The sequence below is a fragment of the Mesorhizobium sp. CA6 genome (genome assembly GCF_020165035.1).
Classification (GTDB): Bacteria; Pseudomonadota; Alphaproteobacteria; order Rhizobiales; family Rhizobiaceae; genus Mesorhizobium.
Genome location: NZ_JAIUHI010000006.1, coordinates 220,117 through 245,901 on the forward strand (window position 1 = coordinate 220,117; position 25,785 = coordinate 245,901).

General features: G+C 64.1%; 29 protein-coding genes. 16 read left to right on the forward strand and 13 right to left on the reverse strand.

What is annotated here, in order from left to right:
- The first annotated feature begins 276 nt into the window (after positions 1-276).
- Positions 277-492 carry a hypothetical protein gene (locus tag LB526_RS11495; RefSeq protein WP_140846115.1) on the forward strand — a complete coding sequence of 72 codons (216 nt, stop codon included), beginning with the start codon at positions 277-279 and terminating at the stop codon, positions 490-492.
- 46 nt (positions 493-538) lie between these two features.
- On the opposite strand, the gene LB526_RS11500 is transcribed toward LB526_RS11495, so the two are convergent.
- Positions 539-955 (reverse strand): winged helix-turn-helix transcriptional regulator, encoded by a 417-nt coding sequence (locus tag LB526_RS11500; protein WP_224627687.1) that lies wholly within the window; start codon positions 953-955, stop codon positions 539-541.
- A 98-nt stretch (positions 956-1,053) separates the two neighbouring features.
- Between LB526_RS11500 and LB526_RS11505 the strand changes: the two genes are divergently transcribed.
- A complete protein-coding gene (locus LB526_RS11505; protein WP_224627689.1) occupies positions 1,054-1,941 on the forward strand; it encodes an NmrA family NAD(P)-binding protein in 888 nt (295 codons plus the stop codon).
- A gap of 15 nt (positions 1,942-1,956) precedes the next feature.
- Positions 1,957-2,544 (forward strand): dihydrofolate reductase family protein, encoded by a 588-nt coding sequence (locus tag LB526_RS11510; protein WP_224627690.1) that lies wholly within the window; start codon positions 1,957-1,959, stop codon positions 2,542-2,544.
- A 54-nt stretch (positions 2,545-2,598) separates the two neighbouring features.
- On the opposite strand, the gene LB526_RS11515 is transcribed toward LB526_RS11510, so the two are convergent.
- Both LB526_RS11515 and LB526_RS11520 read right to left on the reverse strand, forming a co-directional pair.
- Positions 2,599-2,850 carry a hypothetical protein gene (locus LB526_RS11515; RefSeq protein ID WP_224627691.1) on the reverse strand — a complete coding sequence of 84 codons (252 nt, stop codon included), beginning with the start codon at positions 2,848-2,850 and terminating at the stop codon, positions 2,599-2,601.
- A 138-nt stretch (positions 2,851-2,988) separates the two neighbouring features.
- The gene (locus tag LB526_RS11520; protein WP_224627784.1) at positions 2,989-4,200 is read right to left on the reverse strand and encodes a cytochrome-c peroxidase; all 1,212 of its coding nucleotides are present in this window, start codon (positions 4,198-4,200) and stop codon (positions 2,989-2,991) included.
- Between the two features lie 260 nt (positions 4,201-4,460).
- On the opposite strand from LB526_RS11520, the gene LB526_RS11525 reads away from it, so the two are divergent.
- The 5 genes from LB526_RS11525 (at position 4,461) to LB526_RS11545 (ending at position 8,559) form a co-directional block, all read left to right on the forward strand.
- Positions 4,461-5,993, forward strand: coding sequence for an acid phosphatase (locus tag LB526_RS11525; protein WP_224627692.1), 1,533 nt, complete (start codon positions 4,461-4,463; stop codon positions 5,991-5,993).
- 104 nt (positions 5,994-6,097) lie between these two features.
- Positions 6,098-6,547: a hypothetical protein gene (locus tag LB526_RS11530; protein WP_224627693.1), complete on the forward strand. Its 450-nt coding sequence runs from the start codon at positions 6,098-6,100 to the stop codon at positions 6,545-6,547.
- Positions 6,548-6,601: 54 nt separating this feature from the next.
- Entirely contained in the window at positions 6,602-7,024 is a 423-nt protein-coding gene (locus LB526_RS11535; RefSeq protein ID WP_224627694.1) for an OsmC family protein, read from the forward strand.
- Positions 7,025-7,029: 5 nt separating this feature from the next.
- Positions 7,030-7,554, forward strand: coding sequence for a hypothetical protein (locus LB526_RS11540; protein ID WP_224627695.1), 525 nt, complete (start codon positions 7,030-7,032; stop codon positions 7,552-7,554).
- Between the two features lie 261 nt (positions 7,555-7,815).
- Positions 7,816-8,559 carry a 2OG-Fe(II) oxygenase gene (locus tag LB526_RS11545; protein WP_224627696.1) on the forward strand — a complete coding sequence of 248 codons (744 nt, stop codon included), beginning with the start codon at positions 7,816-7,818 and terminating at the stop codon, positions 8,557-8,559.
- A gap of 24 nt (positions 8,560-8,583) precedes the next feature.
- Here LB526_RS11545 and LB526_RS11550 read toward each other — a convergent pair whose 3' ends face one another.
- Positions 8,584-8,910, reverse strand: a complete 327-nt coding sequence (locus LB526_RS11550) for a GYD domain-containing protein (protein ID WP_176477003.1) — start codon at positions 8,908-8,910, stop codon at positions 8,584-8,586.
- A 219-nt stretch (positions 8,911-9,129) separates the two neighbouring features.
- Between LB526_RS11550 and LB526_RS11555 the strand changes: the two genes are divergently transcribed.
- Complete coding sequence (locus LB526_RS11555; protein WP_224524806.1) at positions 9,130-10,752, forward strand: ABC-F family ATP-binding cassette domain-containing protein; 1,623 nt, start codon at positions 9,130-9,132, stop codon at positions 10,750-10,752.
- 59 nt (positions 10,753-10,811) lie between these two features.
- On the opposite strand, the gene htpG is transcribed toward LB526_RS11555, so the two are convergent.
- The 6 genes from htpG to groES form a co-directional block, all read right to left on the reverse strand.
- Positions 10,812-12,704, reverse strand: a complete 1,893-nt coding sequence (htpG, locus tag LB526_RS11560; protein ID WP_224627697.1) for a molecular chaperone HtpG — start codon at positions 12,702-12,704, stop codon at positions 10,812-10,814.
- A gap of 61 nt (positions 12,705-12,765) precedes the next feature.
- Entirely contained in the window at positions 12,766-13,068 is a 303-nt protein-coding gene (locus LB526_RS11565; RefSeq protein ID WP_224627699.1) for a DUF982 domain-containing protein, read from the reverse strand.
- A complete protein-coding gene (locus LB526_RS11570; RefSeq protein ID WP_224627700.1) occupies positions 13,049-13,447 on the reverse strand; it encodes a helix-turn-helix domain-containing protein in 399 nt (132 codons plus the stop codon). The genes LB526_RS11565 and LB526_RS11570 overlap by 20 nt, the downstream gene beginning before the upstream one ends.
- A 61-nt stretch (positions 13,448-13,508) precedes the next feature.
- Positions 13,509-13,724 (reverse strand): hypothetical protein, encoded by a 216-nt coding sequence (locus tag LB526_RS11575; protein WP_224627701.1) that lies wholly within the window; start codon positions 13,722-13,724, stop codon positions 13,509-13,511.
- Positions 13,725-13,797: 73 nt separating this feature from the next.
- Positions 13,798-15,426 carry a chaperonin GroEL gene (gene groL, locus LB526_RS11580; protein ID WP_224627702.1) on the reverse strand — a complete coding sequence of 543 codons (1,629 nt, stop codon included), beginning with the start codon at positions 15,424-15,426 and terminating at the stop codon, positions 13,798-13,800.
- 61 nt (positions 15,427-15,487) lie between these two features.
- Positions 15,488-15,802 (reverse strand): co-chaperone GroES, encoded by a 315-nt coding sequence (gene groES, locus LB526_RS11585; protein ID WP_224627703.1) that lies wholly within the window; start codon positions 15,800-15,802, stop codon positions 15,488-15,490.
- Positions 15,803-16,132: 330 nt separating this feature from the next.
- On the opposite strand from groES, the gene LB526_RS11590 reads away from it, so the two are divergent.
- From LB526_RS11590 to LB526_RS11610, 5 genes are all read left to right on the forward strand, one after another.
- Positions 16,133-16,480: a hypothetical protein gene (locus tag LB526_RS11590; protein WP_224524793.1), complete on the forward strand. Its 348-nt coding sequence runs from the start codon at positions 16,133-16,135 to the stop codon at positions 16,478-16,480.
- 12 nt (positions 16,481-16,492) lie between these two features.
- On the forward strand, positions 16,493-16,765 hold the full coding sequence (locus LB526_RS11595; protein ID WP_224627704.1) for an usg protein: 273 nt from the start codon (positions 16,493-16,495) through the stop codon (positions 16,763-16,765).
- A 242-nt stretch (positions 16,766-17,007) separates the two neighbouring features.
- The gene (locus LB526_RS11600; RefSeq protein ID WP_140635669.1) at positions 17,008-17,484 is read left to right on the forward strand and encodes an Hsp20 family protein; all 477 of its coding nucleotides are present in this window, start codon (positions 17,008-17,010) and stop codon (positions 17,482-17,484) included.
- An 88-nt stretch (positions 17,485-17,572) separates the two neighbouring features.
- Positions 17,573-18,082: an Hsp20/alpha crystallin family protein gene (locus tag LB526_RS11605; RefSeq protein WP_224627705.1), complete on the forward strand. Its 510-nt coding sequence runs from the start codon at positions 17,573-17,575 to the stop codon at positions 18,080-18,082.
- A gap of 442 nt (positions 18,083-18,524) precedes the next feature.
- A complete protein-coding gene (locus LB526_RS11610; protein ID WP_224627706.1) occupies positions 18,525-19,949 on the forward strand; it encodes a hypothetical protein in 1,425 nt (474 codons plus the stop codon).
- A 107-nt stretch (positions 19,950-20,056) separates the two neighbouring features.
- Here LB526_RS11610 and LB526_RS11615 read toward each other — a convergent pair whose 3' ends face one another.
- The 3 genes from LB526_RS11615 to LB526_RS11625 form a co-directional block, all read right to left on the reverse strand.
- On the reverse strand, positions 20,057-20,950 hold the full coding sequence (locus tag LB526_RS11615; protein ID WP_224524782.1) for a hypothetical protein: 894 nt from the start codon (positions 20,948-20,950) through the stop codon (positions 20,057-20,059).
- Between the two features lie 92 nt (positions 20,951-21,042).
- Positions 21,043-22,704, reverse strand: a complete 1,662-nt coding sequence (locus LB526_RS11620; protein WP_224627707.1) for an acyl-CoA synthetase — start codon at positions 22,702-22,704, stop codon at positions 21,043-21,045.
- A 120-nt stretch (positions 22,705-22,824) separates the two neighbouring features.
- The gene (locus LB526_RS11625) at positions 22,825-23,631 is read right to left on the reverse strand and encodes a helix-turn-helix transcriptional regulator (protein ID WP_224524776.1); all 807 of its coding nucleotides are present in this window, start codon (positions 23,629-23,631) and stop codon (positions 22,825-22,827) included.
- Positions 23,632-23,767: 136 nt separating this feature from the next.
- Here LB526_RS11625 and LB526_RS11630 point away from each other — a divergent pair, with 136 nt between their 5' ends.
- Both LB526_RS11630 and LB526_RS11635 read left to right on the forward strand, forming a co-directional pair.
- Positions 23,768-24,157, forward strand: coding sequence for a VOC family protein (locus tag LB526_RS11630; protein ID WP_095767204.1), 390 nt, complete (start codon positions 23,768-23,770; stop codon positions 24,155-24,157).
- Between the two features lie 243 nt (positions 24,158-24,400).
- Complete coding sequence (locus tag LB526_RS11635; RefSeq protein WP_224627709.1) at positions 24,401-25,504, forward strand: KamA family radical SAM protein; 1,104 nt, start codon at positions 24,401-24,403, stop codon at positions 25,502-25,504.
- Positions 25,505-25,785: the final 281 nt, after the last annotated feature.

Consider the following 25,785-nt stretch of genomic DNA (forward strand, 5'->3'; position numbering starts at 1 on the left):
CTGCAGTACCGCTCGGATGCCTTCGAATTCCGTTACTGCATCGTCTCGCAGACCGAACGCCATGTCGAAGTCGAACTCGGCTGCACCTAGGCGCAAGGGCATGCCTTCGCCGCCATGCTCGCTTTTATTCGTGAAACGTCGCAAATATGTCGAATAACGGCGGGTGCTCTTGCACTAAAGAATAATAAGCCACGCTTTTCGGCAATTCCAAGCGCGCTAGATTGTATTGTGGATAGGAGATAGGCAGTTCTTCGAAATGAAGAGCAGGAGCTGTATATGGTAACAAGCGAGCCAGACAGTGTCCGCGTAAAAACCGTTAATGGCCAATGGATCGTGCGCGTCGTCGACGGCGGCAGGCTGAAGCAGCAAGTGTTCGACATTCACGCGCAGGCCGAGATCTTCGCCGAGGAGGAGCGGCTGCGACTGGGGCTGCCGGGCGAGCCGCCGGCCGAAGAGCCGGTCCGACCGCTCCCACACGGGCGGGCTCGCTGACGGGCGAGGGGTAGCCGGACCGCCAATCGCCGAGGTCGGAACAGACCTATCCCTGGTGCTCGGCTCTGAGCCTCTCTTTCATCCGTTCAAGCGCCGGCGGACCGCCGGCCGCCAGATCGTTGGCGACCCGGGCCAGCTTATCGTCGGCCTTGCGGTATTTGCTGCCCCAGGCGCCGAGCGTTGCCAGAACCGGCAAAAGGTCGATGCCGGCGTCGGTCAGCCGGTAGATCGCCTTCAGCCCGTGGCTCGGGTCGTCGCTGCGGGTGAGGATGCCTTCGTCGACCAGCGTCTGCAGCCGCTCGGCCAGCGTGCGCGACGAGATGCCTTCGTCGGATTGCAGGAACTCGCGAAAGTGCCTTTTCCCGGCGAAGGCCAGGTCGCGAATGATGAGCAGCGTCCAGCGGTCGCCGAGCAGTTCGAGCGAGAGGCTGATCGGGCAGCCGGATCGTTCCTTGGTCGACATCAGTATGGTTCCATTTTTAAATCACTTTACTATTGACATCGTTCTTGCCTTGCGTCAAATGGTTCCAGAAGTAAATCATTTGACGAGAGGAGATCGATATGAGCCGGCAAGCCAAGCGTACGATGGTGGTCGTCGGCGCAACCAGCGAAGTGGGCGCCGAGGTCTCGGCCAGACTGACCGGCGCAGGGCACAAGGTGCGCGGCATCGCCCGTAGCCTCGGCGTCGCACTCGACGATCAGACGGCGCTCGACGCCGCCTTCTCGGGTGCCGACAGCGCTTACGTGATGATCCCCTTCGATGTCACCGCGCCCGATCTGCATCGTTTTGAGGGCGAGGTCGGCGCACGGCTGGCATCCTCCACCGCCAAGGCGGGCCTGCGCCGGATCGTGCTGCTCAGCGGCCTCAATGCCCATCTCAGAATGGGTACGTCGCTTGGCGCCGCGCTGATGGAAGAGCGACTTGCCGCACTGGGCCTTGAGGAACTCGTCTATCTGCGCGCCTCCTTCTTCATGGAGAATTTCATCAAGGGCATGGGCTTCGTCGAGCAGGCGGCGTCCGGCGTCTTCGCCTCGCCATTCCGCGGCGACCTGCCGATGCCGCTGATTGCCGCCAAGGACGTTGGCGAACGCGCCGCCGCTCTATTGAGTGCCGAACACTTTCCGATCCAGCGCGTTGTCGAATTGCACGGCGGCGGCTCCTATACGCTCGAACAGGCCACCGAGATCCTGGGCAGGGCGATCGGCAAGGAGGTCGCCTACCATGAAGTGCCGTTTGCCGATGCGCGGGCCGGTATGGTCGCCAATGGCATATCGGCGAGTTTTGCCGATGCGCTGGGCGAGACGGCGGCAAGCTTCAACAGAGGCGAGCACTGGGCGCTGGAAGCACCCTCAGCCGAAAATGCCACCCCGACCAGTTTCGAAGCCTGGGCGCAGGCTTTCGCCCGTTCGCCCGCCGCCGCCCGAGCCTTCACAGGCAGCAATTCCTGACAACGGAGACCGGACATGAGGAAGCTCATCCTGCAGATGCAGATGTCGGTCGACGGTTTTGTCGGCGCCGACGAGGACCGTCGCTGGCAACTCTGGGAGTGGGGCGACGACAGCGCCTGGGACGAGGAGCTCAAGCGGGACTTCAACGCCGTTTTCACGACCATCGACACCATCCTGTTGAGCCGCAAGATGGCTGAGGAAGGGTATATGACCCATTGGGGCAACGCGGCGAGGAAATATCCGAAGGACCGCTTCTTTGCCTTCGCCCAGCGCATCGTCGAGGCCGAAAAGGTGGTGGCGAGCGATAAGCTCGGGGCCTCGGGCTGGGAACGAACGCGCGTCGTAAGCGGCGACTTGCCGCGTGAGGTCAACGCGCTGAAGCAAGGCGAGGGCGGCGACATCGCCGTGTTCGGCGGCGCCGGCTTCGCCTCGGCGCTGATCGCCGCCGGCCTTGTCGACGAGTTCCAGCTCTTCATCAATCCGGCCGTTCTGGGCAGTGGCCGCCGCATTTTCGACAAGGGCGGCTTTGGCAGGCTGAGGCTCCTCGGCTCCAAACCCTATGCCTGTGGCATGGTGGTGAGCCGCTATGCGCCAGCGAGGTGAGAAGGCAATCGATGGGAGATCGCTCTGCCTGAATCAATCTGGCAGCGCGGCGTCCTAACTACCTGTCTGGCCATGCCTTTCCCGGGTGGGTTGGCAACCGCCCCCGCTGACCAGCCGCAGCTGCACGCCTGGCGTGATGGACCGCTGCCAAGCGGCGCGGCCGTTGCCCACGGCGGCAAACCAGCGGGCTTCGTACGATGTCAGGCCGATAAGCACCCGGCCGGCATATTCGGCCGGCGCGCCATTGGCCGCATCGAACACCGTCCAGCTGCTGCCAGGCGGCTCCTGCACCGGGACGAACCTCATCGGAGACTCCATCTGTGAAGAGATGGGCAATATAGCAGGCGCGACTTGGCGTTCCTATGACGTGGTTCACATTGGCACACATTTACGGTGGATAGCACCGCTGCGGCTGCAAGCCACCAATCTCCTTGGCGGCTTTTCCTACTGCCCGGCCTGGTCGGCGTCGGTCAGCGTGCCGAGGAAGGCGACGATGTCGTCGATCTCGGCGTCGGTCAGCGCCGGCTTGTCGCCGGGCTTTTTGCCGTTGAAGGGCGGATCTGTGTTGAGGTTTCCCCAGTAAGCCTTTGGCAGGTCGTTGAATTTGTCGACCGTGCCGTCGGTCTTCTTCGGATACCAGCGCCCGGGATCCGTATCGCGGCTGGCGTAGAAGGCGACCGCGTCGCGCAGCGTGTGGAAATAGCCGTTGTGGAAGAAGCTTTTCCGCAAGGCAACGTTGCGCAGCGTCGGCGTCTTGAACAGGCCGCAATATTCGGCGCGGCCTTTGAAATCGGTGCGCAGCGGTCCGCACAGGCCGAGGTCGACATAATTGGGATCGGCATTGGCGGGGATCGCCGGGTTGCGCGGCACGGCAATCGCGATCAGGCCGTAATCGGTGAATTGCGGCGGCTCGCCGTCATTGGCCGGTTCGCTGAGATGACAGCTCGCGCAATTGCCCTTCGCTGCGTCCTCGAACAGCATGCGGCCGCGCAATTCCTGCGCGGAGAGCTGCGCCTTGCCGGCAAGGAAGGCGTCGTAGCGGCTGGAATAGGGATAGAAATCGGCGCTGCTCTGCTCGAAGGTGCCGAGCGCTTCCACAGCGGCGTCGAAGGCGTCTTGCGGATGGTCGAAGACATCGGCGCCGAAGGCTGCCTTGAAGGCGCCGGCATAAGGCGAGTTGCGCAGGCTGGCGACCACCTGGGCCGCGTCCTTGTTGCCCATCTCCAAGGACGACAGCAGCGGGATTCTCGCCTGGTCCTTGCCGTGGTCGGCGCGGCCGTCCCAGGTCAGGCCGCCGGTCGGGCCATTGTCGACGCTTTCGTCGCCTTCATCCTCGGAGTCATAGAAATGCTCGGTGAAGGCGGGCGCCGCCTGCAGGTAGCGCAGCGACGGCACGGCGCGAACGCCGGGCTGGTCAAGATTGGCTCCGCCCATTTCGACCGGCGCCGCCGAGGCCGGCCCGAAAGCATGGTTGGGATCGTGGCAGGATGAGCAGGCCTGCTTGCCCGAGGCCGAGAGCGACGGGTCGAAGAACATCTGTCGCCCCAGCGCCGTCAGCGCCTCGGCGCGGGCGAAGGCTTCCTGGCGCGTCATCGGGCCGGGATGGACACCGGATGGCTCCTCGGTGTTGGCGGGCGCGGTGGAGGCCACGATCATGGCCGCTGCAATGGCGATCGCGTGATTTTTCCGACGTCCCATCGTCTTCGGCGATATCCCTGATTTGTTCGCCCGGTTTCTTTGGCGGCGTAAGGATCGAGTGCAACGGATTGATGACCGGTCTTCCCGCTCACGAAACCGTGTTCGGCCGGGGCCGAACTGTCACAAAGGTGACAAGGCGTCGAAGTAGCTGGGCATTGATGCAGTTGCGTTCCTGCATTGCCGTCCTCCAGCCATTCCCAGCCACGAGGCATTTTCCAATGATCCGGTCCTTTCTCTCCCTTTGCCTCGCCTCCACGGCGCTGGCATCGCTCTCTGCCGCTGCCCAAGCGGCGCCTGCCGGTTACGACAAGATCGACACCGTCGTCGTCATCTACGCCGAGAACCGCAGCTTCGATAACCTTTATGGCGGCTTCCCCGGCGCCAACGGTCTGGCCAACGTTTCGCCCGACCAGGCGCGCCAGCTCGACCGCGACGGCAAGCCGCTTGCCGAACTGCCGCCGGCCTGGGGCGGACTGACCGGCAAGGGCGTCACGCCGGCGGTGACGGAGGCGCAGAGCGCGCATCTGCCCAATGCGACATTCGCCATCGACGATCCCAAGGGCTTCAACGAGAATACCGGCGTCATCACCCATGATCTGTGGCATCGTTTCTATCAGGAGCAGATGCAGATCGACGGCGGCCGGAACGACAAGTTCGTCGCCTGGGCCGATTCCGGCGCGCTGGTGATGGGCCATTATGACGGCTCGATCCTGCCGATGTGGGCGATCGCCAAAAAACACGTGCTGGCGGACAATTTCTTCCAGGGCGCCTTCGGCGGCTCTTTCCTCAACCATTTCATGCTGGCCTGCGCCTGCGTGCCTTACTATCCGAATGCCGACACCAGCCCGGTGAAGGCCCAGATTGCCGTCGTAGAGCCGGATGGCGTGACGCTGAAACCGGCCGACAATTCGCCGCCCTCGGCGCTGGGCGGCGTGCCGAAATTCGCCAATGACGGCGCCATCACGCCCGACTTCTACGCCGTCAACACCATGCAGCCGCCTTACCAGCCAAGCGCCAACAAGCCGGCCGAGGGTGGCGACAAGGCGCTGGCCGATCCGGCACAGCCGACCACGCTGCCGCCGCAGCACGAGATCACCATCGGCGATCTGCTGTCGCTCAAGGGCATTTCCTGGGCGTGGTATTCGGGCGCCTGGCAGGCGGCGCTCGACGGCAAGAACGCGACGCCCGTGCCGAACTTCCAGTTCCACCACCAGCCCTTCAACTATTTCGCGGCTTATGCGCCGGGCACGGCCGCGCGGGCCGAGCACCTCAAAGACGGCGGGCTCGGCGGCACTGAGTTCATCAAGGCGATCGATGACGGCAAGCTGCCGGCGGTCTCTTTCTACAAGCCGCAGGGCAACCTCAACGAACATGCCGGCTATGCCGACGTGACCTCCGGCGACCAGCACCTGGCCGACCTCGTCGCGCATCTGGAGAAGAGCCCGCAATGGGCGCATATGCTGGTGGTCGTCACCTATGACGAGAATGGCGGCTTCTGGGATCATGTCGCGCCGCCCAAGGCCGATCGCTGGGGCCCGGGCAACCGCATCCCGGCCTTCATCATCTCGCCCTATGCGAAGATGGGGATGGTCGATCACACGCAGTACGACACGACCTCGATCCTGCGTTTCATCACCGCCCGCTACGACCTGCCTGTGCTGCCCGGCATCGTCGCCCGCGACAAGGCGCTGCGCAACCACGACCAGCCGCCGATGGGCGATCTGACGGCAGCGCTCGATCTGACGAAGTAATCGTCGAAGCCCTTCTTGCAAAAGGCCCGCTCCGGCGGGCCTTTTTTTGTTGCGGCATCGCAAGGGTACTTGCCACGATCGGTCCCCCTGCCACACAAGGTGCTATGTCCGACAATTATCTGCACATGGTTCCTGACGATCCATACTGGCGTCCCGATAAGACGGCGGCGGAAGAGGCTGCCAACTTGGTGCGCGGACTGTTCCCCCAAGCCGAGCATGTCGGAATCGAATACAAGGAAGCAGTGACCTTCTTCGATGCAGGCGCGAATACGGAAAGCGTCCACTGCGCCTTCTGCGGGAGCGAACTGGAGGATTGGTGGGGCAATGCCATGGATCAGGCAGCCGTTTCGGATTTTAGCGACCTCGCTATCGTGACGCCTTGTTGTAGCAAATCCACGTCGCTCAACGATCTCCGCTACGTATGGCCTGCCGCGTTCGGTATGTGCTCGCTTACAGTCGTCAATCCTGGCGCGACCACCCTCGGCGCCGAGGAACTGCGAAGGATTGAGCAGGCGATTGGCTCGCCGCTCAAGGTGATCTGGCAACATCTCTGAGCCAGCTGAGCCAAGCAGACCAACCGAGCTGCTGAGCAGAACGAAGGAAGCACGATGACGGACCTCAAGATCAGAACCCGCAATGCCGGCGCGCTCGCCGTCCTGCCGCCGGGCGGGCTGCCGGTGATCACGACGCCGACCGGTGGCACGGTCGATGTGGTCACGCAGGTCAGCGCGCCCGGCTTCAGCCCGCTCGACCTGCTCCATGCCTCTTTGGCCGCCTGCATGGTGCTCAGCGCCCGCATCGCCGCCACCCGCCTCGGCGTCGCCGACCGGCTCGGCGAGGTGAGGGCGGATGTCAGCGGCGAGAAGGCGACGGACGAGCCCTCGCGGGTCGAGACATTCATCGTCAAACTGGAGATCGCCGGCGACCTCGATGACGCGACGAAAGAGCGAATCCTGGCGGACGCGGAAAACATCTGCACCGTCTCCAACACGCTGCGCGGCGCGCCGGCGCTTCGTTCCACGCGGGGGTGAGCGCAATGGCGTATCTTTCGCCGATCGACTACGCGACCGCCTCGGACGACATCCGCGCCGAGCACGACCGCGAGCTCGCGCTGCGCGGCCGCATGACCAACATGAAGCGCATCCTGCTCCACTCGCCGGCCGCCCACCGCATCTACGCCGAATGGTTCACGCTGCGCGACCTTCTCGAGCCCACACTCGACGACCGCGCCATCTGGCTGTTGTCGAAAGCGGTCGCCGAAACGATGCGCGCCGAGATTCCCGTGACTTTCTTTCGCCGCGCCTTAATCGAGAACGGGCTCGACCCCGAAGCGATCGAACCGACCGCCGACGAGACGCTGCTGATTTCCTTCGGCATCGCGGTCGCCGCCGATGCCAATGCCGTCCCGGAAGAAACCTGGGCCGCGCTCAAGGCGCGCTACGACGAGACGCTGCTGGTCAACCTCACCGCCTTCGCCGGCATCATGGTGGCGACCTGCGTGTTCACCAATGCGGTGAAGGTGGATCTCGATCCGGAGCTGGAGATGTATCGGAGGCAGTGAGGCGCGACTTCTCCTTCTCCCCCTGTGGGAGAAGGTGGATCGGCGCGTTAGCGCCGAGACGGATGAGGGGTGTTCCAGCTTGGCGATAAGATTGAAATCGCCGCCGCCTCATTCCTTCCAGCACCCCTCATCCGACCTCGCTGCGCGAGGCCACCTTCTCCCGCAAGGGGAGAAGGGAAAGCCGGCGCCCACCCCCGCAGGAATCGGGTGGCCGATGCTCATCCTTCGCCCCACTTTGACACCAAGCGAAGGAGCCAACTCATGACCATCCATTCCCTCAACACCAAGCGCGCCAGCCGCTCCGCCGAATCCCGCGTCGCAGCACAAGATTGGCGCGCGCTGGTCTCTGAACTCAACGCCCATGGCTGTGCCGTCATGCCCGGCATGCTGTCGGCGGAAGAATGCGCCGATATCGCCGCGCTCTACCCGCATGAAGAGCATTTCCGCAGCCATGTCGTGATGGCGCGCCACGGCTTCGGCAAGGGCGAATATCGGTATTTCAAATATCCGCTGCCGGACCTGATCGAGGGCCTGCGCACCACGCTCTACCCGCGCCTCGCCACGGCCGCCAATGACTGGAACGAGAAGATGGGTGTTGCCCAGCGCTATCCGGCCGAGCACGCCGCCTTCCTGAAACGCTGCCACGACGAGGGCCAGGTAAAGCCGACGCCGCTTCTGCTGCAATACGGCCCCGGCGATTTCAACTGCCTGCACCAGGATCTCTACGGCGAGCTTGCCTTTCCGCTGCAGGTGGCGATCCTGCTGTCCGAGCCCGGCGAGGATTTCACCGGCGGCGAATTCGTGCTCACCGAGCAGCGCCCGCGCATGCAAAGCCGCGCCGAGGTGGTGCCGCTCAAGCGCGGCGATGCGGTAATCTTCGCCGTGCACAACCGGCCGGTGGAGGGCACGCGAGGTTACTATCGCGTCAACCTGCGCCACGGCGTTAGCCGCCTGCGCTCAGGCGGGCGACATACGCTCGGCATCATCTTCCATGACGCGAGGTGACACTCCCCGAGGCGGCGTTTTTTTCTACGCTCCCGGCCGCCGATAACGGATCGATTTCGCCCTGCCCAGCGCGTCCATCGTCTCCTCGACGCTGAGGAGGACGGTGGTCTCGCAGGAGCTGAGCGCCCCTCCGGCACCGATGGCGAGCACGACGGACGCCATCGAAACATTGTCCGGCGCCTCCCACAGGTTCCAGCCGTCGTGTTCGCCGAACGCGTACCAGAACCCGTGCAGCTTTCCGCCCACCGATTCTATGTATGAGCTGGCTGCCTTGCGGCGATCTTCGGGGTTTTCGATCATTCGCGCCCATGTCTCGGGCGTGTAGCTGAAGCGCGTCAGGTACATGGCCATGGTTGACCTCCCTTGCCAGAGCCCATCAAGTGGTTGGCTCCAGCACTAAGCGCTCGATCTGTCGGCGACGCGAATCAATTTTACCTCGGCTGGGTTCTGCCCCAAAGGGAATAGGCCGAGCGCGGAATGCGGCGCTTCTGCCTCTTCCCCTCGTGCCCGCATTCGCGTAATGCCCCGGGCAAATCCCCGCCACGTCAGCGAAGTTTCCCGGACCGTCCCATGATCCGTCTCGAAAATATCGGCAAGCAGAACGGCCGACAGATCGTCTTCATCGAAGCTTCCGCCGCCTTGCAGAAGGGCGAGAAGATCGGGCTGGTCGGCCCGAACGGCGCCGGCAAGACGACCCTGTTTCGCATGATCATTGGCCAGGAGCAGCCCGATGAAGGCCAGGTCTCGGTCGATCGCGGCGTCACCATCGGCTATTTCAGCCAGGATGTCGGCGATATGGGCGGCTTGAGCGCCGTCGCCGAAGTCATGGAAGGCGCCGGGCCGGTCAGCGCGGTCGCCGCCGAAATGCGCGAGCTCGAGCACGCCATGGGCGATCCCGACCGCGCCGACGACATGGATCAGATCATCGAGCGCTACGGCGAATTGCAGCACCGCTTCGAGGAGCTTGACGGCTATGCGCTGGACGGTCGGGCGCGCGAGGTGTTGGACGGCCTCGGCTTCAGCCAGGAGATGATGGACGGCGACGTCTCAAAACTCTCCGGCGGCTGGAAGATGCGCGTGGCACTCGCCCGCATCCTCCTGATGCGGCCCGACGTCATGCTGCTCGACGAGCCGTCGAACCATCTCGACCTCGAAAGCCTGATCTGGCTGGAGAAATTCCTCAAGGATTATGACGGCGCGCTGCTGATGACCTCGCACGACCGCGAGTTCATGAACCGCATCGTCACCAAGATCATCGAGATCGACGCCGGTGCGCTCACCTCCTATTCCGGCAATTACGAATTCTACCAGGAGCAGCGCGCGCTGGCCGACAAGCAGCTGCAGGCGCAGTTCGAGCGCCAGCAGGCGATGCTGGCCAAGGAGATTGCCTTCATCGAGCGCTTCAAGGCGCGTGCTTCCCATGCGGCCCAGGTGCAGAGCCGGGTGAAGAAGCTCGACAAGATCGACCGTGTCGAACCGCCGAAGCGCCGCCAGACGGTGACTTTCGAATTCCAGCCGGCGCCGCGCTGCGGCGAGGACGTGGCGACGCTGAAGGGCATCCACAAGGCCTATGGCAGCCGCAATATCTATTCGGGCCTCGACTTCCAGATCCGCCGCCGCGAGCGCTGGTGTGTGATGGGCGTCAACGGCGCCGGCAAGTCGACGCTTCTGAAGCTGGTCGCCGGCGCCTCCGAGCCGGACGAGGGCTCCGTCGCGCGCGGCCCGAGCGTCAAGATGGGCTATTTCGCCCAGCACGCCATGGAACTGCTCGATGGCGAGCGCACCGTCTTCCAGACGCTGGAGGACTCGTTTCCGCAGGCAGGCCAGGCGCCGCTCAGGGCTTTGGCCGGCTGCTTCGGTTTTTCCGGCGACGAGATCGAAAAGAAGTGCCGCGTGCTTTCCGGAGGCGAGAAGGCCCGGCTGGTGATGGCGCTGATGCTGTTCGATCCGCCAAACCTGCTGGTGCTCGACGAGCCGACCAACCACCTCGACATAACCACCAAGCAGATGCTGATCGAGGCGCTGTCGCAATATGAAGGCACGATGCTGTTCGTCTCGCACGACCGCCATTTCCTGGCGGCGCTGTCGAACCGCGTGCTCGAGCTGACGCCCGACGGCGTCCACACCTATGGCGGCGGCTACACCGAATATGTCGCCCGCACCGGCCAGGAGGCGCCGGGACTGAGGGGGTAGGGCGAGACCCTACGCAATTGGCGGCGGCGCATTCCCCCTGTCGGGGCGAGCGCCGGCGCTTACCCCCTCGCCAGCCCGCGATCGATCAGCCGCGCAAGCCGCGCCGAGAACGCCTTGGCGTCGGCCGGCTTGTCGCCGTCGAGCACACGTGCCTCGTCGTAAAGCAGATGCGCGGCGTCTTCCTTGAACGCCTTCTCGTCGTCGCCGAGCTTTGCCAGCGCCGCCACGCGCTCGTGGCGCGGGTTGATCTCGAGGATTGGCTTGGCCGCCTTGTCGAGCCGGCCGGCGGCGTTGAGCAGGCGCTCGAACTGGCGGTCCGGGCCATGCTCCGGCGCTACAAGGCACACGGCGCTTTCGGTCAGCCGGTCCGAGGACTTCACGTCCGAAACCTCCTCGCCAAGCGTCGTTTTCACGAAAGCCAGGAAGGCGGCGATATCCGACGACGTCTCCGCGTCGGGCTTCGCCGCATCTTCGGGCAGCGCGATATCGGCGAGCTCGGCCGCGCCCTGCGTCACCGACTTGAACGGCTTGCCGTCGAATTCCGACGCCATCGTCACCCAGAAGCTGTCGACGGGATCGGTGAGGAGCAGCACCTCGATGCCGCGTGCGCGAAAACCTTCGAGCTGGGGCGAGGCTTCGAGCCGGGCGCGATCGTCACCGGCCATGAAGAAGATCGCTTTTTGTCCTTCCTTCATCGCTGCGACATAGTCGGCAAGGCTGCGCCAGCCTTCGCCTGAGGTCGTCGAACGGAAGCGGGCAAGCTTCAGCAGCTGCTCCCGTCGCTCGTAATCCTCATAGAGACCTTCCTTGAGGACGACGCCGAAATTTTCCCAGATTTTGGCGTAGGCTTCGGCATCGTTTTCGGCCGTCTTGGCGAGGTCGCCGAGAACGCGGTTGGTCACGCCCTTGCGGATCGCTGCGAGCAACGGGCTTTCTTGGATCATCTCGCGCGAGACATTGAGCGGCAGGTCGGCGGAATCGACCAGGCCGCGCACGAAGCGCAGGTAGCGCGGCAGCAGATCGGCTTCGTCGGTGATGAAGACGCGCCGCACATAGAGCTTCATGCGGCCCTTGCGGTCCTGGTCGAACAGGTCGAACGGCCGCGATCCCGGCACGAAGGCGAGTACACTGTATTCCTGCCGGCCCTCGGCGCGGAAATGGATGGTCGAGGCTGGCTCGTCATACTGGCCGGCGATGCTGCGGTAGAAGTCGGTATATTCCTCCGGCTTGATCTCGCTCTTTTGCCGCACCCAAAGCGCCGTGCCGTCGGCGATGTCGCGCGGTTCGGCGCCGGGCTTTTCGACAAATGTGATTGGCACCGGCACATGCCCGGACTGCGACTTCGCCAAGCCCTCGAGCCGATAGGGCGTGGTGTAGGACGAGGCGTCCTCCATCAGATGCAGCACCACGCGCGTGCCGCGCTTGGGTGCTGCCTCGAGCGGCGCCGGCGCGATCTCGTAGGTGCCCTTGCCGTCGGACGACCAGCGGAAGGCCTCGTCGCTGCCGGCCTGGCGGCTGATGACGTCGACACGGTCTGCGACCATGAAGGCCGAATAAAACCCGACGCCGAACTGGCCGATGAGCTGCGTGTCTTCCGCCGCCTTGCCGGCTTCGACGCGCTCCATGAAGGCGCGGGTGCCGGAGCGCGCGATCGTGCCCAGCGCCTCCGCCATCTCGTCGCGGCTCATGCCGATGCCGTTGTCCTCGACCGAAAGCTCCTTGTTGTCCGGATTGGCGGCAATCGTGATGCGTGGCTTGGCATCGTCGCCCAGAAGCTCTGGCCGGCTCACCGCCTCGAAGCGGAGCCTCTCGCAGGCATCCGCCGCGTTGGAGATCAGCTCGCGCAGGAAAACGTCTCGGTCCGAATAGACCGAGTGCACCATCATATGCAGCAGCCGCGAGACGTCCGCCTCGAATGTCCTGGTTTCCTTCGCCTTGGTGTCCGTCGTCATTCAGAATTCCTGGGTTCGGTTATTTTGGCCGCCGCGCCAGCACGCGCCGGGTTTCAAATTTTCAGCCATTGTTGCTTGTGGATGCGCTCCCTGCCAGCGCCGCAGGCGCCAGAGAAACCAGGTCCGGCGCCAGGATATCGTGGCGGCGGGCGAAAGCAACAAGGGTTGCCCGCACCGTTTCCGCGTCGATCTCGCCGGCAATGCCGGCTTTGCAGGAATTGAGCGCGATCGCATGCGCGCTGCTCCTGCTCGCGGCCGGCCAATCCTGCAGCAGGGCATAGGCTTCCATCACGGTCTCGAGCCGGACCGGCAAACCCATTCCGACAAGGATGGTGACAGGCTCTTCAAAGCGGTCGTGGTTCATGGTCAGAACCCTCATTCGGGTGGATGCTCATGGCGCCGGGACGATGGCCGGTCGTCCCGGCCAGCACATGTCGGCGCGGGTAGGGCGGTTGCAGGACGACGCCGTGCGGCCGCGGCTGGCCTATGCCGTTGAACGTCTGCACAACCACCGGGCCTGCCGGCGTGTGCGTCGCTGAATTCTGCCGGTTAAGGCCCGGCGGGGGCAGCGCCTTGTGTGCCTTGGCGAGGGCCTCGATCCAGGCGGCGACCGCCAGCGGCACCGGCGCGCGCCCCTCGAGCCAGCGCGTCACGTCGTTTCTGGGCCAGCCAAGTTCCTCGGCGACGTCGGCAGCTTCCCATCGCAAGATTCTCAGGCATTCGCGCAATCGTCCTGCAATCATGGCAATCCTCGTCCGTTCGCAGTCACATGGGCCCCGCCTTGGAGGCGAGGCCCGACCTTCGCTAGCCGCCCCTGGATGTTTCGGTGGCCGACACGTGCTGTGCGGCAAGAAACATCAGCGTTGAGGCAACGGTCCGCCGGTTCCACCCGGCGGATTCGGCCGTGTCGAGCAAGCCTGCCAGCAGCGGCTTCAATGCGCTTCGGCATTCGGCTTCATAAGCGAGGAATTCGCTTGCCGGGCGCGTCGGTGCCGGAACCGAGCCATTGCCGCTCATCATATCCATAAGGGCCTCCCATCGTGCGTTTCGAAACGCCCGCTCCCGTTGCCAGAAGCGGGCTCCCGTCGGCGTCTCAGAAGTCCATGCCGGCGCCGGCCGGCATGGCCGGAGCGGCCTCCTTCTTCGGCTTCTCGGCCACCATGGCCTCGGTGGTGACGAGCAGTCCGGCAACCGAGGCCGCATCCTGCAGCGCGGTGCGCACGACCTTGGCGGGATCGATGACGCCCTGTTTGTAGAGGTCGCCATATTCGCCGGTCTGGGCGTTCCAGCCATAGGCGAATTCGGTCTTCTCGCGCAGCTTGCCGACGATGATCGAACCTTCCGACCCGCTGTTCTCGGCGATCTGGCGCGCCGGAGCCTCGATCGCGCGCCGCACGATGTCGACGCCGTATCTCTGGTCCGGGTTGTCGACGGCGACTGTGTCGAGCGCCTTGGCCGCCCTGAGCAGGGCAACGCCGCCGCCGGGCAGGATACCTTCCTCGACCGCCGCGCGCGTGGCGTGCAGCGCGTCGTCGACGCGATCCTTCTTCTCCTTGACCTCGACTTCCGTCGCGCCGCCGACGCGGATCACGGCAACGCCGCCGGCGAGCTTGGCCAGCCGCTCCTGCAGCTTTTCGCGATCATAGTCGGAGGTGGTCTCCTCGATCTGGGCCTTGATTTGCGTGATGCGGCCCTGGATCTCGTCCTTCTTGCCGGCGCCGTCGACGATGGTGGTGTTTTCCTTCTCGATCGCGACCTTCTTGGCGCGGCCGAGCATCTCCAGCGTGACGTTCTCCAGTTTGATGCCGAGATCCTCGCTGATGGCCGTGCCGCCGGTGAGGATGGCGATGTCCTCCAGCATGGCCTTGCGCCGGTCGCCGAAGCCCGGCGCCTTGACGGCGGCGACTTTCAGCCCGCCGCGCAGCTTGTTGACCACCAGTGTGGCCAAAGCCTCGCCCTCGACATCCTCGGCGATGATCAGGAGCGGCTTGCCGGACTGGACCACGGCTTCGAGCACGGGAAGCAGGGCCTGCAGATTGCCGAGCTTCTTCTCGTGGATCAGCACATAGGGCTCTTCGAGCTCGACGCGCATCTTGTCCTGGTTGGTGATGAAATAGGGCGAGAGATAGCCGCGGTCGAACTGCATGCCTTCAACGACTTCCAGCTCGGTCTCGGCGGTCTTGGCCTCCTCGACGGTGATGACGCCTTCGTTGCCGACTTTTTCCATAGCCTCGGCCAGGAAGCGGCCGATCTCGGCATCGCCATTGGCCGAGATGGTGCCGACCTGGGCGATCTCGTCGTTGCTGGTGATCTTGCGGGCGTTGACCTTGAGTTCGGCGACGACGGCATCCACCGCCTTGTCGATACCGCGCTTGAGATCCATCGGGTTCATGCCCGACGCAACGGCCTTGGCCCCTTCGCGAACGATCGCCTGGGCAAGCACGGTGGCCGTGGTGGTGCCGTCGCCCGCGAGGTCGCTGGTCTTCGAAGCGACTTCGCGAACCATCTGGGCGCCCATGTTCTCGAACTTGTCCTCGAGCTCGATCTCCTTGGCGACGGTGACGCCGTCCTTGGTGATGCGCGGCGCGCCGAACGACTTGTCGATGACGACGTTGCGACCCTTCGGACCGAGCGTCACCTTCACCGCGTCGGCGAGGATGTTGACGCCGCGCAGCATGCGCTCGCGGGCGTCGGAATGGAATTTGACTTCCTTGGCAGCCATTGGATCACTCCTTGTTTAGGCAGCTTTCATTGACTGGGTTGCGGTTCGATCGAAGCCCCGGTCAGGCGGCTTTCTTCAGCGTCTCGACCTGCTCGATCACACCCATCACGTCGCTTTCCTTCATGATGAGCAGGTCCTCACCATCGAGCTTGATCTCGGTCCCGGACCACTTGCCGAACAGGATGCGGTCGCCGACCTTCACGTCGAGGGGCGCGAGCTTGCCGCTATCGTCGCGGGCGCCTGGCCCGACGGCGATGACTTCGCCTTCCTGCGGCTTTTCCTTGGCAGTGTCGGGGATGATGATGCCGCCGGCCGTCTTCTCTTCGGCCTCGATGCGGCGCACGAGCACGCGGTCATGCAATGGACGGAACGTCATATCGTTCTCCTTCAGGACAAACAGATTGCGAGCAGTTCCTCCGCTCCGGACCGGCAGGACCGGAGCGGGGCTCGCGCGACCCTTTCGGCATCGCGCGCATGTCGAACTAATTTTGCCTTCATCTACTTTCAAGGGGTTACCGCAAATTTTTTGGCACTCTCGACTGTTGAGTGCTAGCGCGCTGAAAACATGCGGTAAATTGGCCCGCTCCGATAGCAGAGAGGCTTGAATTCGCGATTGAGTTGAACAAGATTATCGGCGCCCGGCAGCGCCGGGACCGCTGAGAAATTGGAACCCGAAGCAAGGAGTTTTTGGAGACGGAGGACAGAAATGGACCGACAGACGCTTTCGCCGATCATTCCTTCCCTAGCTCCCGAACTATCAGACCTTTCGCTCGACCGGCTGCTGTCGCCGGCCAGGCATTTTCAGCACCCGCGGGATGTGCTGGAGGACGGCTCGCTCGATATATGGGAAAAGCGGGCGATCCTTTCGTCCTGGGCGTCCGATGCTTGCGCCGTAGAATCGATGCCGGCGCTGCGCCAGCCGCCGGGCACCGAGCGGCCGGTCTCCTTCGACGACATCATGGATGCGCTGCGCCGGCTTGATGCGCTGGCTCCGCCGCCCAGCGGCCCTGCCGATGACGACCACCGGCAGGTGGTCGACCGGCTGAGCGCGTGAAGGCCGAAGGCGATGGCGGTCAGCAGGGAATTCCGCTTGCAGATGAATGGGTATGGCTTGACCACTGCCGAGATCCATTATCATCTGCCCGACCATCCCAGCCTGCTCCAGCTTTACGTCTGGCAGGACTATGATCTTGCCCCGGATTTCCCGGCGCTGAGGGGCTTTCTGGGCTTTTGGCAGCGCGAGCTGGCTGGCGCCTTGCATTCTGTCCGTGTCGCTCACCATCGGCTCATCAGGGCATCGGAATGGCGGGCCGTCGACGGGATCATCGCGATCCATTGAAGATCAGCTCCGCGAGGCGGTCGTGGTTGTGCGGCCGCCTCCAACTCATGATTTGCCCGCCTGCATGCAGACGAAGGGACTGACTTTCACGACCTTGAAGGCGGCTTCGGAGTGGGGCCTTGACGTGCCCGTGTTGAATTCCCAGATCGATTACGCCGGTGCTTGAGAGAGACCGGCAAGGTCAAGGGGCGCCGCTTCCTTGGCGCCCCTCGTATCTATGTTGCTCAATGGAGGATGTAGCTATGAGAACCACGTTTGACTTCAGTCCCCTGTTCCGGTCGAGCATCGGCTTCGATCGAATGCTGAACGCGCTCGAGACGGCGAGCCGGATCGAGACCGTCGACAATTGGCCACCCTACGACATCGCCAAGACCGCAGAAGACGACTACCGCATCAGTATGGCGGTGGCTGGGTTCTCGCAGGACGAACTGGCCATTACCCAGGAGCAGAACATGCTCATGGTCTCTGGCCAGAAAGCCGGCGAGGACAAGGGCGAGTACCTGCATCGTGGCATCGCCGGCCGTGCATTCCAGCGCCGCTTCGAGCTTGCCGACCACGTCAAGGTCGTTGGCGCCAGCTTGGTCAATGGGCTGCTGACGATCGATCTGAAGCGCGAAATTCCAGAAGAGATGAAACCGCGGCGGATCGAGATCGCAGCCGACAAGGCAACGCTCAAAGGCACGACAAAGAAGATCGAAGCCGAGAAGCACGCCGCCTGAGGGCTTCTGTGAGCGCATCCGCGCTACGCGCCGGGCACTGCCCGGCGCGTAGGAGCTTTTCGAGCCGATGAACAGAAAGGAGCAAACCATGAGTGTCCGTGATCTGATCCCCTGGGGCCGGAGCAACGGCAACCAGCTTCCAAGCATATTCCGCGACGGTGAGCGCGATCCGTTCCTGTCGCTGCATCGCGAGGTGAACCGCCTGTTTGACGACGTTTTCCGCGGCTTCGACAGCCGGTTGCCGTCTTTTGGCGGTGTCTCCGCCCTCGGCGCCGGTTGGCCGAGCGTCGAGATCTCCAACGGCGAGAAGGAGATCAAGGTGATGGCCGAGGTGCCTGGCCTCGAACAGAGAGACATCGAGGTCCTGCTCGACGACGGCGTGCTGACGCTGAGAGGCGAGAAGCGCTCCGAGACGGAGGACAAGGATAGGCAGTTCTCCGAGCGCTATTACGGCCGCTTCGAGCGCCGCATCCCGGTCGGCTACGAGGTCAAGGAAGACGAGGTGGATGCCCGCTTCAAGAACGGCGTGCTGACCGTCACCTTGCCGAAGAGCGAGAAGGCGCAGTCGCAGGTCAAGCGCATCGACATCAAGAGTTGATGCACCGACGCGGGAGGTCGGCCCATCCGCCTCCCGCGTCGACTCCCATAGAGCCACGGCAACCGGATGCTCGCGCAAGCAACTCCACTCGATCGATCATGGGCGGCCGAGGAAGAGAAAATTTATACGGCGGGAGCTTCTTTTTTCCGTCCAGAAGTCTTCGCATCGCTCATCTGAATGATGACAAGCAGCTCGCTGTCTTTCCCTTCTGCTGCGCATGCTTTCAGCACCTATCCGGAGAGAAAGCTAACATATGTTAGGAACGGGAGAGGGGCTCACCTAGCGCGGATCCGCATCAGATTGGGACCGGCGATAACCTTAATTTTGGTTTCCTTTGCACAGGCTTCCCGAACGGAAGGTAACGCGATAGATTAGTAATTCGTTAAGTACGCCCGGGGGCGAGCGTAAAAGATGTGTCGTCGAGCGTAAGGGATGTGCCGTGATGAATTTCAAGTCTCTGATCAAGCGGGCCGAGGACGTCGATAAGGAATTTCAGGAACTCCAATCGGATCTGGCGGAGGCGTTCGAGGACGTTCTCAAAGATGACGAACAGCCGCCGTCGGAAGACGACGCCGTCGCCGGTCGGGAACTGGTTGCAAGCGACGAGAATCCGCCGGCCGAAGAGCCGTCCGACGCATCGCCATCGCGGCTGACACCGCATACCCAGACGCGGCTGGCCGCCCTGGAGGCCGTCACCGGGCTTTTCCGGGACGGGCAGGGCCATCTGCAGGAGATCGAGGCAAAGCTGGCGGAGATCGCCACTGCGCATCATATGACGCGCGAAGTCCTCAACGTCTTCCATCGCGACGTGTTGCGCTCCAACGAGCTGGAGCTGGCAAACCTCGCTCTCACCGCCGAACACAAGACATTGTCGGAACAATTGCTTGACGCCGCCCGCCGGCAGCGCGAACGCGACGGCGCGGCCGAAGCGTGGCAGCAGCGCGAGGCGAGCCTCGTCCAGGACCGGGAGCAGCTGCGCTCGGCGCTTGCGGCGGTGCGCCTGGAGCTGGTGGAGATGGGCAATGAGACCGCCAGGCGCGAGACGGAGTTCGGCGAGATCGTCAAAGCCCTGACGGCCAAGACCGTCGAAGTCGACAGGCGCAGCGCCGAGAACAAGCTGCTGCGCGAAAAGCAGGTCGGCCTTTCGGTCGATCTGGAGCAGGCGCAAAAGCGCGAGGCGGAGGCCCGGCACAAGTTCGACGAGTTCGCGGCAACCCACGCCAGCGAAACCGCCCACATCGCCGAGCTGATGGCTCAAATCGGCAACCACGAAAAGGAAGAAACCCGGCTGCAGAAAGCGCTCGAGGCAGCGCAGGCCAGGCTTGCCGAAACAATCGAGGCGGCGCGGATCGCCGAGAGCGACAGCACCGCCGAATTGGCACGCAGCCACGCGGAAATGCGCGGTTTGCGTGCCGAGATCCAGGAACTGCAGTCGCGTCTGGACAAGGTCTCGACAGACAATGGCGAAGCCACGGACGAGATCACCAGGCTAAAGGCGCAGCTGAACGACGCCGTCACCGAACGCCAGATTGCGGAGAAAAGGCTCGCCGTTCTCAAGGACGAGAGCGAAGCCGACAAGAAGAACCTGTCCGAGGTCAGCACCAATTTCTCACGGCTTTCGCTGCAGCAGGCGTCGGAGCAGATCCAGCTCGATATCCAGAAGCAGGAATGCGAGGATTTGCGCGCCGAAGTCGAAGCGCTCAACGCCCGCATCCGGGAATTGCTGCCTTACGAGCGCCTGCATCGGGTGACCGACGCAAGGTCGCGCATGGATGCTGCGCCTCAAACCAACGGGATCATCGCGGAAGCGGCGCGCCCCGTCGCGCGGCGCGTTTCTCGGCGCAACATGCGGGCGAACGGAGGCTGAGGGTTTCGAGCGGCTCGGCTTCGACAGCGCCGGCCCGCTCTATCTCTATGGTTTGAAACCGCTCCACGTCGAGAGCCGCTGCGCTTTCCTGGAATTGCCCTGGCGGACTATTTTCCAGCCATGTCGTCGGCAAGGTCCTGCGCCTGCTTGAGCAGCGCCGGGAAGGACGGGTCGCCGGGCAGGCGCTGGGCCATGCAGGCGCGGTAGTCGGCGTCGCCCTTTTCCCAGGCGGCGTTGGCGGGATCGGAGACCTGCGGATCGTCCTGGTCCGAACCCTGGTCGGCCTGCTGGGCTTTCTGCGCGGCGGCGTCGGCGGCTGCCCAGATTGAATCGCAGGCCGCGATCTTCGGCACGGCGGGCGAGGCGGGTGCCTCGGCAATCAGCACGCGGTCGCCTTTGACGACCGCCACGACGACGTGCTGGTCGTAGATCGGTCCGACATCCTGGGTCCAGCCGCCGAGCCGCGCGACCACCGCATCGGCGCCGTCGGGCTTCTTCAACGAAAAGTCGAGCGTGCCCGAGAATGCCGCGTCGCTGCCGATGGCCTGGGTGTAAAAACTGTCGAGCTTCAACGCCGCGCCGATGTCGGCGGGCAGCTTGAAATCCGCTTCCGCTTCGGACGATTTGGACTTGAGCCAGCGCTCGGTCAACCCGCGCGTCGAGGCGACGATGCTTGGGCCGTCGTCGCTCTGCGCATATCGCAGCCCGTCCAGCATGCCGTAGCCGATATCGGAAGCGTTGAGGCTTTGAACATTGATGGTGCCGGTCGCCGGGAAACCCTTGACGGAAAGGGGCCCGAGAATGCCGGCGAGGCGCTGCTGGAGGTCGGCCAGCGCCTTCTCGTTCTGGGCATCGATGGTTTCGATCGCTGTATTGGCGCTTTCCTGCGCGGTGATATCGGCGATCGCCTTGTCGCGCGCGGCGATATAATCGTCTTCCGCCGAGGCGGCATATGCCGCGCTGCCCGCCAGCGCAATGAGAAGCGTCAAGACCAACCGCATGCTGCAACCCCAAATTAGCGATCAAAGCCCTTGGCAGCCATCGCCCGACTTGGCGGCTTTTGCGTGGCGGAAATCATGGTAGAGCCAAATCTTTATTCCGCCTTGCGCTTCTCCACCTCGGCCTTCCTCAGCAAGAACCGCTGGATCTTGCCGCTCGGTGTCTTCGGCAGTTCGCTGACGAACTCGACCTCGCGCGGATAGGAGTGCGCCGACAGTCGCGTCTTCACATGCTGGGCGAGTTCCTCGGCCAGCGCCTCGCTGCCCTTGAAGGCGGGCGCCAGCACTACGAACGCCTTGACGATCTCCGTGCGCTGCGGATCGGGCACGCCGACGACGGCCGCCTCGTTGACCGCCGGATGCTCGATCAGCGCGCTTTCGACATCGAACGGTCCGATGCGGTAGCCGGATGAGGTGATGACATCGTCGGCCCGCCCGATGAAGGAGACGGAGCCGTCCGTCTCATATTCCACCGTGTCGCCGGTGCGGTAGTAGCCGCCCGCGATCGCCGGCGTTTCCGCTTGGTGGTAGCCGTCGAACCAGCGCAGCGGCGAGTTGGCGATATCGACCGCCAGCACGCCGGGTTGGTTGGGGCCGAGTTCGTTGCCTGCCTCGTCCAGCACCACCATGCGGTAGCCGGGCATGGCAAAGCCGGCCGAGCCGGCGCGGACCGTATGCGCCAGACCATGATGGTTGTTGACCATCATGCCGTTCTCGGTCTGGCCGTAATGATCGTGGATCGGCGCTGCAAGATGCGCGTCGAACCAGCGGATCACCTCCGGATTGAGCGGCTCGCCGGCGCTGCTCACCACGCGCAGCCTGCCCTTGACGCGGGCCGCGGCCTCGGGCCCCTCCGCCATTAGCAGGCGATAGGCTGTCGGCGAGCCGGCCAGGCTGGTGACGCCCAGATGCTCGATGATGTCGTAGGTCGATTTGGCGTTGAAGGCGCCTTCGTAGAAGGTGGTGGCGATGCCGAGCTGCAAAGGCCCGGTGATGGCGTAGTAGAGCCCATAGGCCCAGCCGGGATCGGCGATGTTCCAGAAGATGTCGTCGGGCCGAAGCCCGATCGCGTCACGCATATAGGCCCCGAAGGCAAGCAGCGCGCTGAGCGGCACCGGCACGCCCTTTGGGTGCCCGGTCGTGCCGGAGGTCGACATCATCATGAACAGGTCGGTGCCCTTGCGCATGACCGGCTCGCTATCGGAGGAGGCAGCCGCGAGCGCCGCGCGGAAATCGACGTCGCCTGCTGCAATTGCATCGCCGGGGCCAATAATTGTGGCGATGCGCGGGTGGTTTTCCACCTCGTCGAGCTTGGCGCGGTTTGCGGGGTTGGTCACCACCAGCTTCGCCTTGCTGTAGCTCAGGCGATGCTCGATAGCCTTCGGCCCGAAAGCGGTGAACAGCGGCTGGTAGACCGCGCCGACGCGCCATGTGCCGAGGATCAGCGCCACCAACTCAGGGATGCGCGGCAGCATGCCGGCGACGACGTCGCCAGGGCGCACGCCGAGACTTTTGAGCAGGGTGCCGACGCGGCCCGCCATGTCGGCCAGATCGTCGAAGGAGTATTCGCGCAATTCACCGGCAGCCGAGATCGCGCGCAGCGCCAGCCGGTTTTCGCCGGTATAGCGGCCGCAGCATTCGACATAGGCGTTGATGCCGGTCGCCGGATCGCCGTGGAGGCGCGCGATCTCGTCCTCGATGCGGAATTGCGCAACGGCATCCTCATAGCGCGGCACCGCCGCTGGCGTGTCGGTCATGGCAATCCTCCCTCGGCGGCGGATCATCTCCCATGATCGCCGCCGGAGGAGATTGCATGAAAGGAGGGCGCTGGTCGATTGCGGCAGCGTCTTTCTCCCCGTGTAGTGCCGGGGAGCTCCTTATCCACGCTTCCGATAAAGGCTCAGCGTTATCTCCTTGCCCACGCCCACGGGCGTCAGCATGAAATAATCATAGACCACGATTTCGCCGCTCGGACCGACCATCCGCTTCGACCAGATCGGCGCTTCCTCGACCCGCATCTCGGCCCATTGGCGCGCGAAGTCGGGGCTCAGCGCCTTGAGTGGATCGAGCACGGCGCGGATGTCGGCAGCAGACGCGTATTCGACGGTCGCGGCGCGGAATTGCGCGATCGCCGAGCGAGCTACCACTTCCCAGTCGGCGAACAGGCCGCGCCAGGCGGGATCGAGGAAGAACCGCGCCAGCAGGTTGCGCCTTGCGGGATCGTCCTGATCGAAGCCGCCGAACAAATCCGCCGCCTCGTCGTTCCAGGCAATGAAGTCCCAGGCGCGGTTGAGCGCATAGGCCGGGTTGGGCGAGAGCGTGGCGAGCAATCCGACAATGCGCGGATCGGGCGAGGGGCCTTCGAGCGGCGTCGCCTCAGGCCGCCATTCCGGCTTTGCGAGCTTGAACAGGTGCTGGTGTTCCACAGGCACGAGGTCCAGCACGTCGGCGAGCGCATTGAGCACCTGCGCGGAAGGATTGGCCTCGCGGCCCTGTTCTAGCCACGTATACCAGGTGGCGCTGATCCCTGCGAGCAGCGCGACTTCCTCACGCAGCAGCCCGCTTGCGCGCCGTCGCGTGCCAGTGCGGATGCCATGCCGTGACGGCTCGACGCGTTCGCGCATGGCGCGCAGGAAGCGGCCGAGTTCCTTACGCCTGTCCATCTCGGTGGTCTGTTCCAGCATGCTCGTGCCTCGAAGGGGGTGGCGACGCTACTAGCAGCGCCGCTCATCTTGTACCACCTTGCTACCAGTATAATGAGGCCAGCGCATCGACAATCACGCCGCGTCGGAACGCGGCGCCCGACAAAGGATTCCGCAAATGAATGCGCTGAAAAACATCAGGAATATCGACTACACCGTCCTCTTCGCCCGCGACATGAAGGAGATGCGGCGTTTCTATGAGGACGTGATGGGCTTTCGCGTCCATTCCAGCCTGGGCGAGAGCTGGATCGCCTACCAGGTCGGCTCGTGCCTGCTGGCGCTCACTGAGCGCGGCGTGATGTTCAACGACTTGCCGACCCCGGCGGGCGCGCTCTCCATGCAGCTCGCCTTCCGGGTGACGCCCAGTCAGGTTGACCAATGCGCCGAGACGTTGCGTGAGAAGGGCGTGGCGATCGAAAGTGGGCCGACCGACCGGCCCTGGGGTCACCGCACGCTGTTCTTTCGCGACCCCGACGGCAATGTGCTGGAGATCTACGCCGATATCTAGCCTTGCGGCAGTTGAATGCCTTGCGTCAAGCGGCTCGTCGACTTCTACGAGAACAGTCACGGGCATCAAGCTCACGGTCTACACCGAGGATTTCGCCGAGCTGCTTGCTTCACGCCGGTGACGGCGGAGGCGATTGCGAAGCTCAAGCGGTGAGAGTTCCAATTTCCCAAAACGGCGTAAGGCGGTATGCGGTTGACCACATCGACCATCCGGCCGATAGGGACGGCGAACCAGAGAACCGCAATGACCACCGATCTCAAACAACTGGCCGCCCCCGACGCCGCCTGGCAAGCCGAAGTCCGCGCCGGCGTGCGCCAAGTCCGCGACCTTGCATCACTGCCACTCTCGCCCGCCGAGCGCGAAGCCGCGCAGCAAGCCGCCGCCGCGCACAAGGTGCGCGTGCCCAAACCCTATCTCGACCTGATCGACTGGAACGACCCTGATGACCCGATCCGCGCACAGGTGATCCCGTCGCCGGGCGAGCTCGTCGCTACCGAAGGCGAGCTCGACGACCCGATCGGCGATCATGCCTTCAGCCCGGTGCCGCGCCTGACGCACCGCCACGCCGACCGCGTGCTTTTGTTCCCGACCTATCAATGCGCGGTCTATTGCCGCTTCTGCTTCCGCAAGGAATCGCTGACCTCGATCGGCCGCGGCTACACAAGCGAAGCGCTGGAGCCGGCGCTGGCCTACATCGCCGGGCACCCGGAAATCCGCGAGGTGATCCTGACCGGTGGCGATCCGCTGTCGCTGCCGGACAAGGCGCTGGCTGAAATCCGCGCCCGGCTTGAGGCGATCCCGCATCTCAGGCTTCTGCGCATCCACACCCGCGTGCCCGTGGCGCTGCCGTCGCGCATAACGGCCGGCCTGGTCGAGGCGCTGCAGGGACGGCTGATGGTGACGGTGGTGACCCACTTCAACCATCCGCGCGAGCTCACCGCCGAAGCCGAGGCGGCCTGCCGCACGATGCGCCAGGCAGGTTTCGTGCTGCTCAACCAGAGCGTTCTCCTCAAAGACGTCAACGACAAGGTCGAGGTGCTGGAGGAGCTCTGCCGCGAGCTGATGTACCGTCTCGGCGTAAAACCCTATTACCTGCACCACGGCGACCTCGCGCGCGGCATGGCGCACCGCCGCACGACGATTGCCCAAGGCCAGGCGCTGGTCGCGGAGCTGCGCCGGCGGCTCTCCGGCATCTGCAACCCGACCTACGTCATCGACCTGCCGGAGGGCGGCGGCAAGGTGCCGCTGGCGGAGAGCCATATCGAAGGGCGAGACGGCGAAACGTGGCGCATTCGCGGCCAGGACGGGAAGGCGAGGAGCTACAGCGAGGTGGTGGCGGACTGCTGAGTGCCCGCGTGCCGCTCGGGCGCGGCCCGGCCGCCTCGTTGGGGCATTCTGCCGGGCCTGACCGGCCGCCGCCGGCTGCGACTCCGAGGCGTGGGACTGCCATGTGAACGACCTGCTTTTATTCCTCTGTTTGCACGATGCGGCGTCGTACCAAAGGCGCGACACTGTCATCGATCCGTTTGGATCATCGTAAAGTCCCTTAGCTGCCTAGTCCCCAGCTGGGTTCACCTAGCGATCCTCTCGAAGCCCCGCGTGCTCCTCCCGGAGCCCGCGGGGCCCTT

Excerpts from the sequence above, each read along its gene's own strand:
- LB526_RS11520 (WP_224627784.1), bottom strand. The coding sequence starts at position 4,200 with ATGATCGTGGCCTCCACCGCGCCCGCCAACACCGAGGAGCCATCCGGT.
- LB526_RS11570 (WP_224627700.1), bottom strand. The coding sequence starts at position 13,447 with ATGATTGCAGGACGATTGCGCGAATGCCTGAGAATCTTGCGATGGGAA.
- LB526_RS11505 (WP_224627689.1), top strand. The coding sequence starts at position 1,054 with ATGAGCCGGCAAGCCAAGCGTACGATGGTGGTCGTCGGCGCAACCAGC.
- LB526_RS11500 (WP_224627687.1), bottom strand. The coding sequence starts at position 955 with ATGTCGACCAAGGAACGATCCGGCTGCCCGATCAGCCTCTCGCTCGAA.
- LB526_RS11515 (WP_224627691.1), bottom strand. The coding sequence starts at position 2,850 with ATGAGGTTCGTCCCGGTGCAGGAGCCGCCTGGCAGCAGCTGGACGGTG.
- LB526_RS11540 (WP_224627695.1), top strand. The coding sequence starts at position 7,030 with ATGGCGTATCTTTCGCCGATCGACTACGCGACCGCCTCGGACGACATC.
- LB526_RS11565 (WP_224627699.1), bottom strand. The coding sequence starts at position 13,068 with ATGAACCACGACCGCTTTGAAGAGCCTGTCACCATCCTTGTCGGAATG.
- LB526_RS11595 (WP_224627704.1), top strand. The coding sequence starts at position 16,493 with ATGGCGGTCAGCAGGGAATTCCGCTTGCAGATGAATGGGTATGGCTTG.
- LB526_RS11610 (WP_224627706.1), top strand. The coding sequence starts at position 18,525 with ATGAATTTCAAGTCTCTGATCAAGCGGGCCGAGGACGTCGATAAGGAA.
- LB526_RS11575 (WP_224627701.1), bottom strand. The coding sequence starts at position 13,724 with ATGATGAGCGGCAATGGCTCGGTTCCGGCACCGACGCGCCCGGCAAGC.
- LB526_RS11615 (WP_224524782.1), bottom strand. The coding sequence starts at position 20,950 with ATGCGGTTGGTCTTGACGCTTCTCATTGCGCTGGCGGGCAGCGCGGCA.
- LB526_RS11605 (WP_224627705.1), top strand. The coding sequence starts at position 17,573 with ATGAGTGTCCGTGATCTGATCCCCTGGGGCCGGAGCAACGGCAACCAG.
- LB526_RS11590 (WP_224524793.1), top strand. The coding sequence starts at position 16,133 with ATGGACCGACAGACGCTTTCGCCGATCATTCCTTCCCTAGCTCCCGAA.
- LB526_RS11555 (WP_224524806.1), top strand. The coding sequence starts at position 9,130 with ATGATCCGTCTCGAAAATATCGGCAAGCAGAACGGCCGACAGATCGTC.
- LB526_RS11510 (WP_224627690.1), top strand. The coding sequence starts at position 1,957 with ATGAGGAAGCTCATCCTGCAGATGCAGATGTCGGTCGACGGTTTTGTC.
- LB526_RS11630 (WP_095767204.1), top strand. The coding sequence starts at position 23,768 with ATGAATGCGCTGAAAAACATCAGGAATATCGACTACACCGTCCTCTTC.
- LB526_RS11635 (WP_224627709.1), top strand. The coding sequence starts at position 24,401 with ATGACCACCGATCTCAAACAACTGGCCGCCCCCGACGCCGCCTGGCAA.
- LB526_RS11530 (WP_224627693.1), top strand. The coding sequence starts at position 6,098 with ATGTCCGACAATTATCTGCACATGGTTCCTGACGATCCATACTGGCGT.
- LB526_RS11600 (WP_140635669.1), top strand. The coding sequence starts at position 17,008 with ATGAGAACCACGTTTGACTTCAGTCCCCTGTTCCGGTCGAGCATCGGC.
- LB526_RS11620 (WP_224627707.1), bottom strand. The coding sequence starts at position 22,704 with ATGACCGACACGCCAGCGGCGGTGCCGCGCTATGAGGATGCCGTTGCG.
- LB526_RS11525 (WP_224627692.1), top strand. The coding sequence starts at position 4,461 with ATGATCCGGTCCTTTCTCTCCCTTTGCCTCGCCTCCACGGCGCTGGCA.
- htpG (WP_224627697.1), bottom strand. The coding sequence starts at position 12,704 with ATGACGACGGACACCAAGGCGAAGGAAACCAGGACATTCGAGGCGGAC.
- LB526_RS11545 (WP_224627696.1), top strand. The coding sequence starts at position 7,816 with ATGACCATCCATTCCCTCAACACCAAGCGCGCCAGCCGCTCCGCCGAA.
- groL (WP_224627702.1), bottom strand. The coding sequence starts at position 15,426 with ATGGCTGCCAAGGAAGTCAAATTCCATTCCGACGCCCGCGAGCGCATG.
- LB526_RS11550 (WP_176477003.1), bottom strand. The coding sequence starts at position 8,910 with ATGGCCATGTACCTGACGCGCTTCAGCTACACGCCCGAGACATGGGCG.
- LB526_RS11495 (WP_140846115.1), top strand. The coding sequence starts at position 277 with ATGGTAACAAGCGAGCCAGACAGTGTCCGCGTAAAAACCGTTAATGGC.
- LB526_RS11625 (WP_224524776.1), bottom strand. The coding sequence starts at position 23,631 with ATGCTGGAACAGACCACCGAGATGGACAGGCGTAAGGAACTCGGCCGC.
- groES (WP_224627703.1), bottom strand. The coding sequence starts at position 15,802 with ATGACGTTCCGTCCATTGCATGACCGCGTGCTCGTGCGCCGCATCGAG.
- LB526_RS11535 (WP_224627694.1), top strand. The coding sequence starts at position 6,602 with ATGACGGACCTCAAGATCAGAACCCGCAATGCCGGCGCGCTCGCCGTC.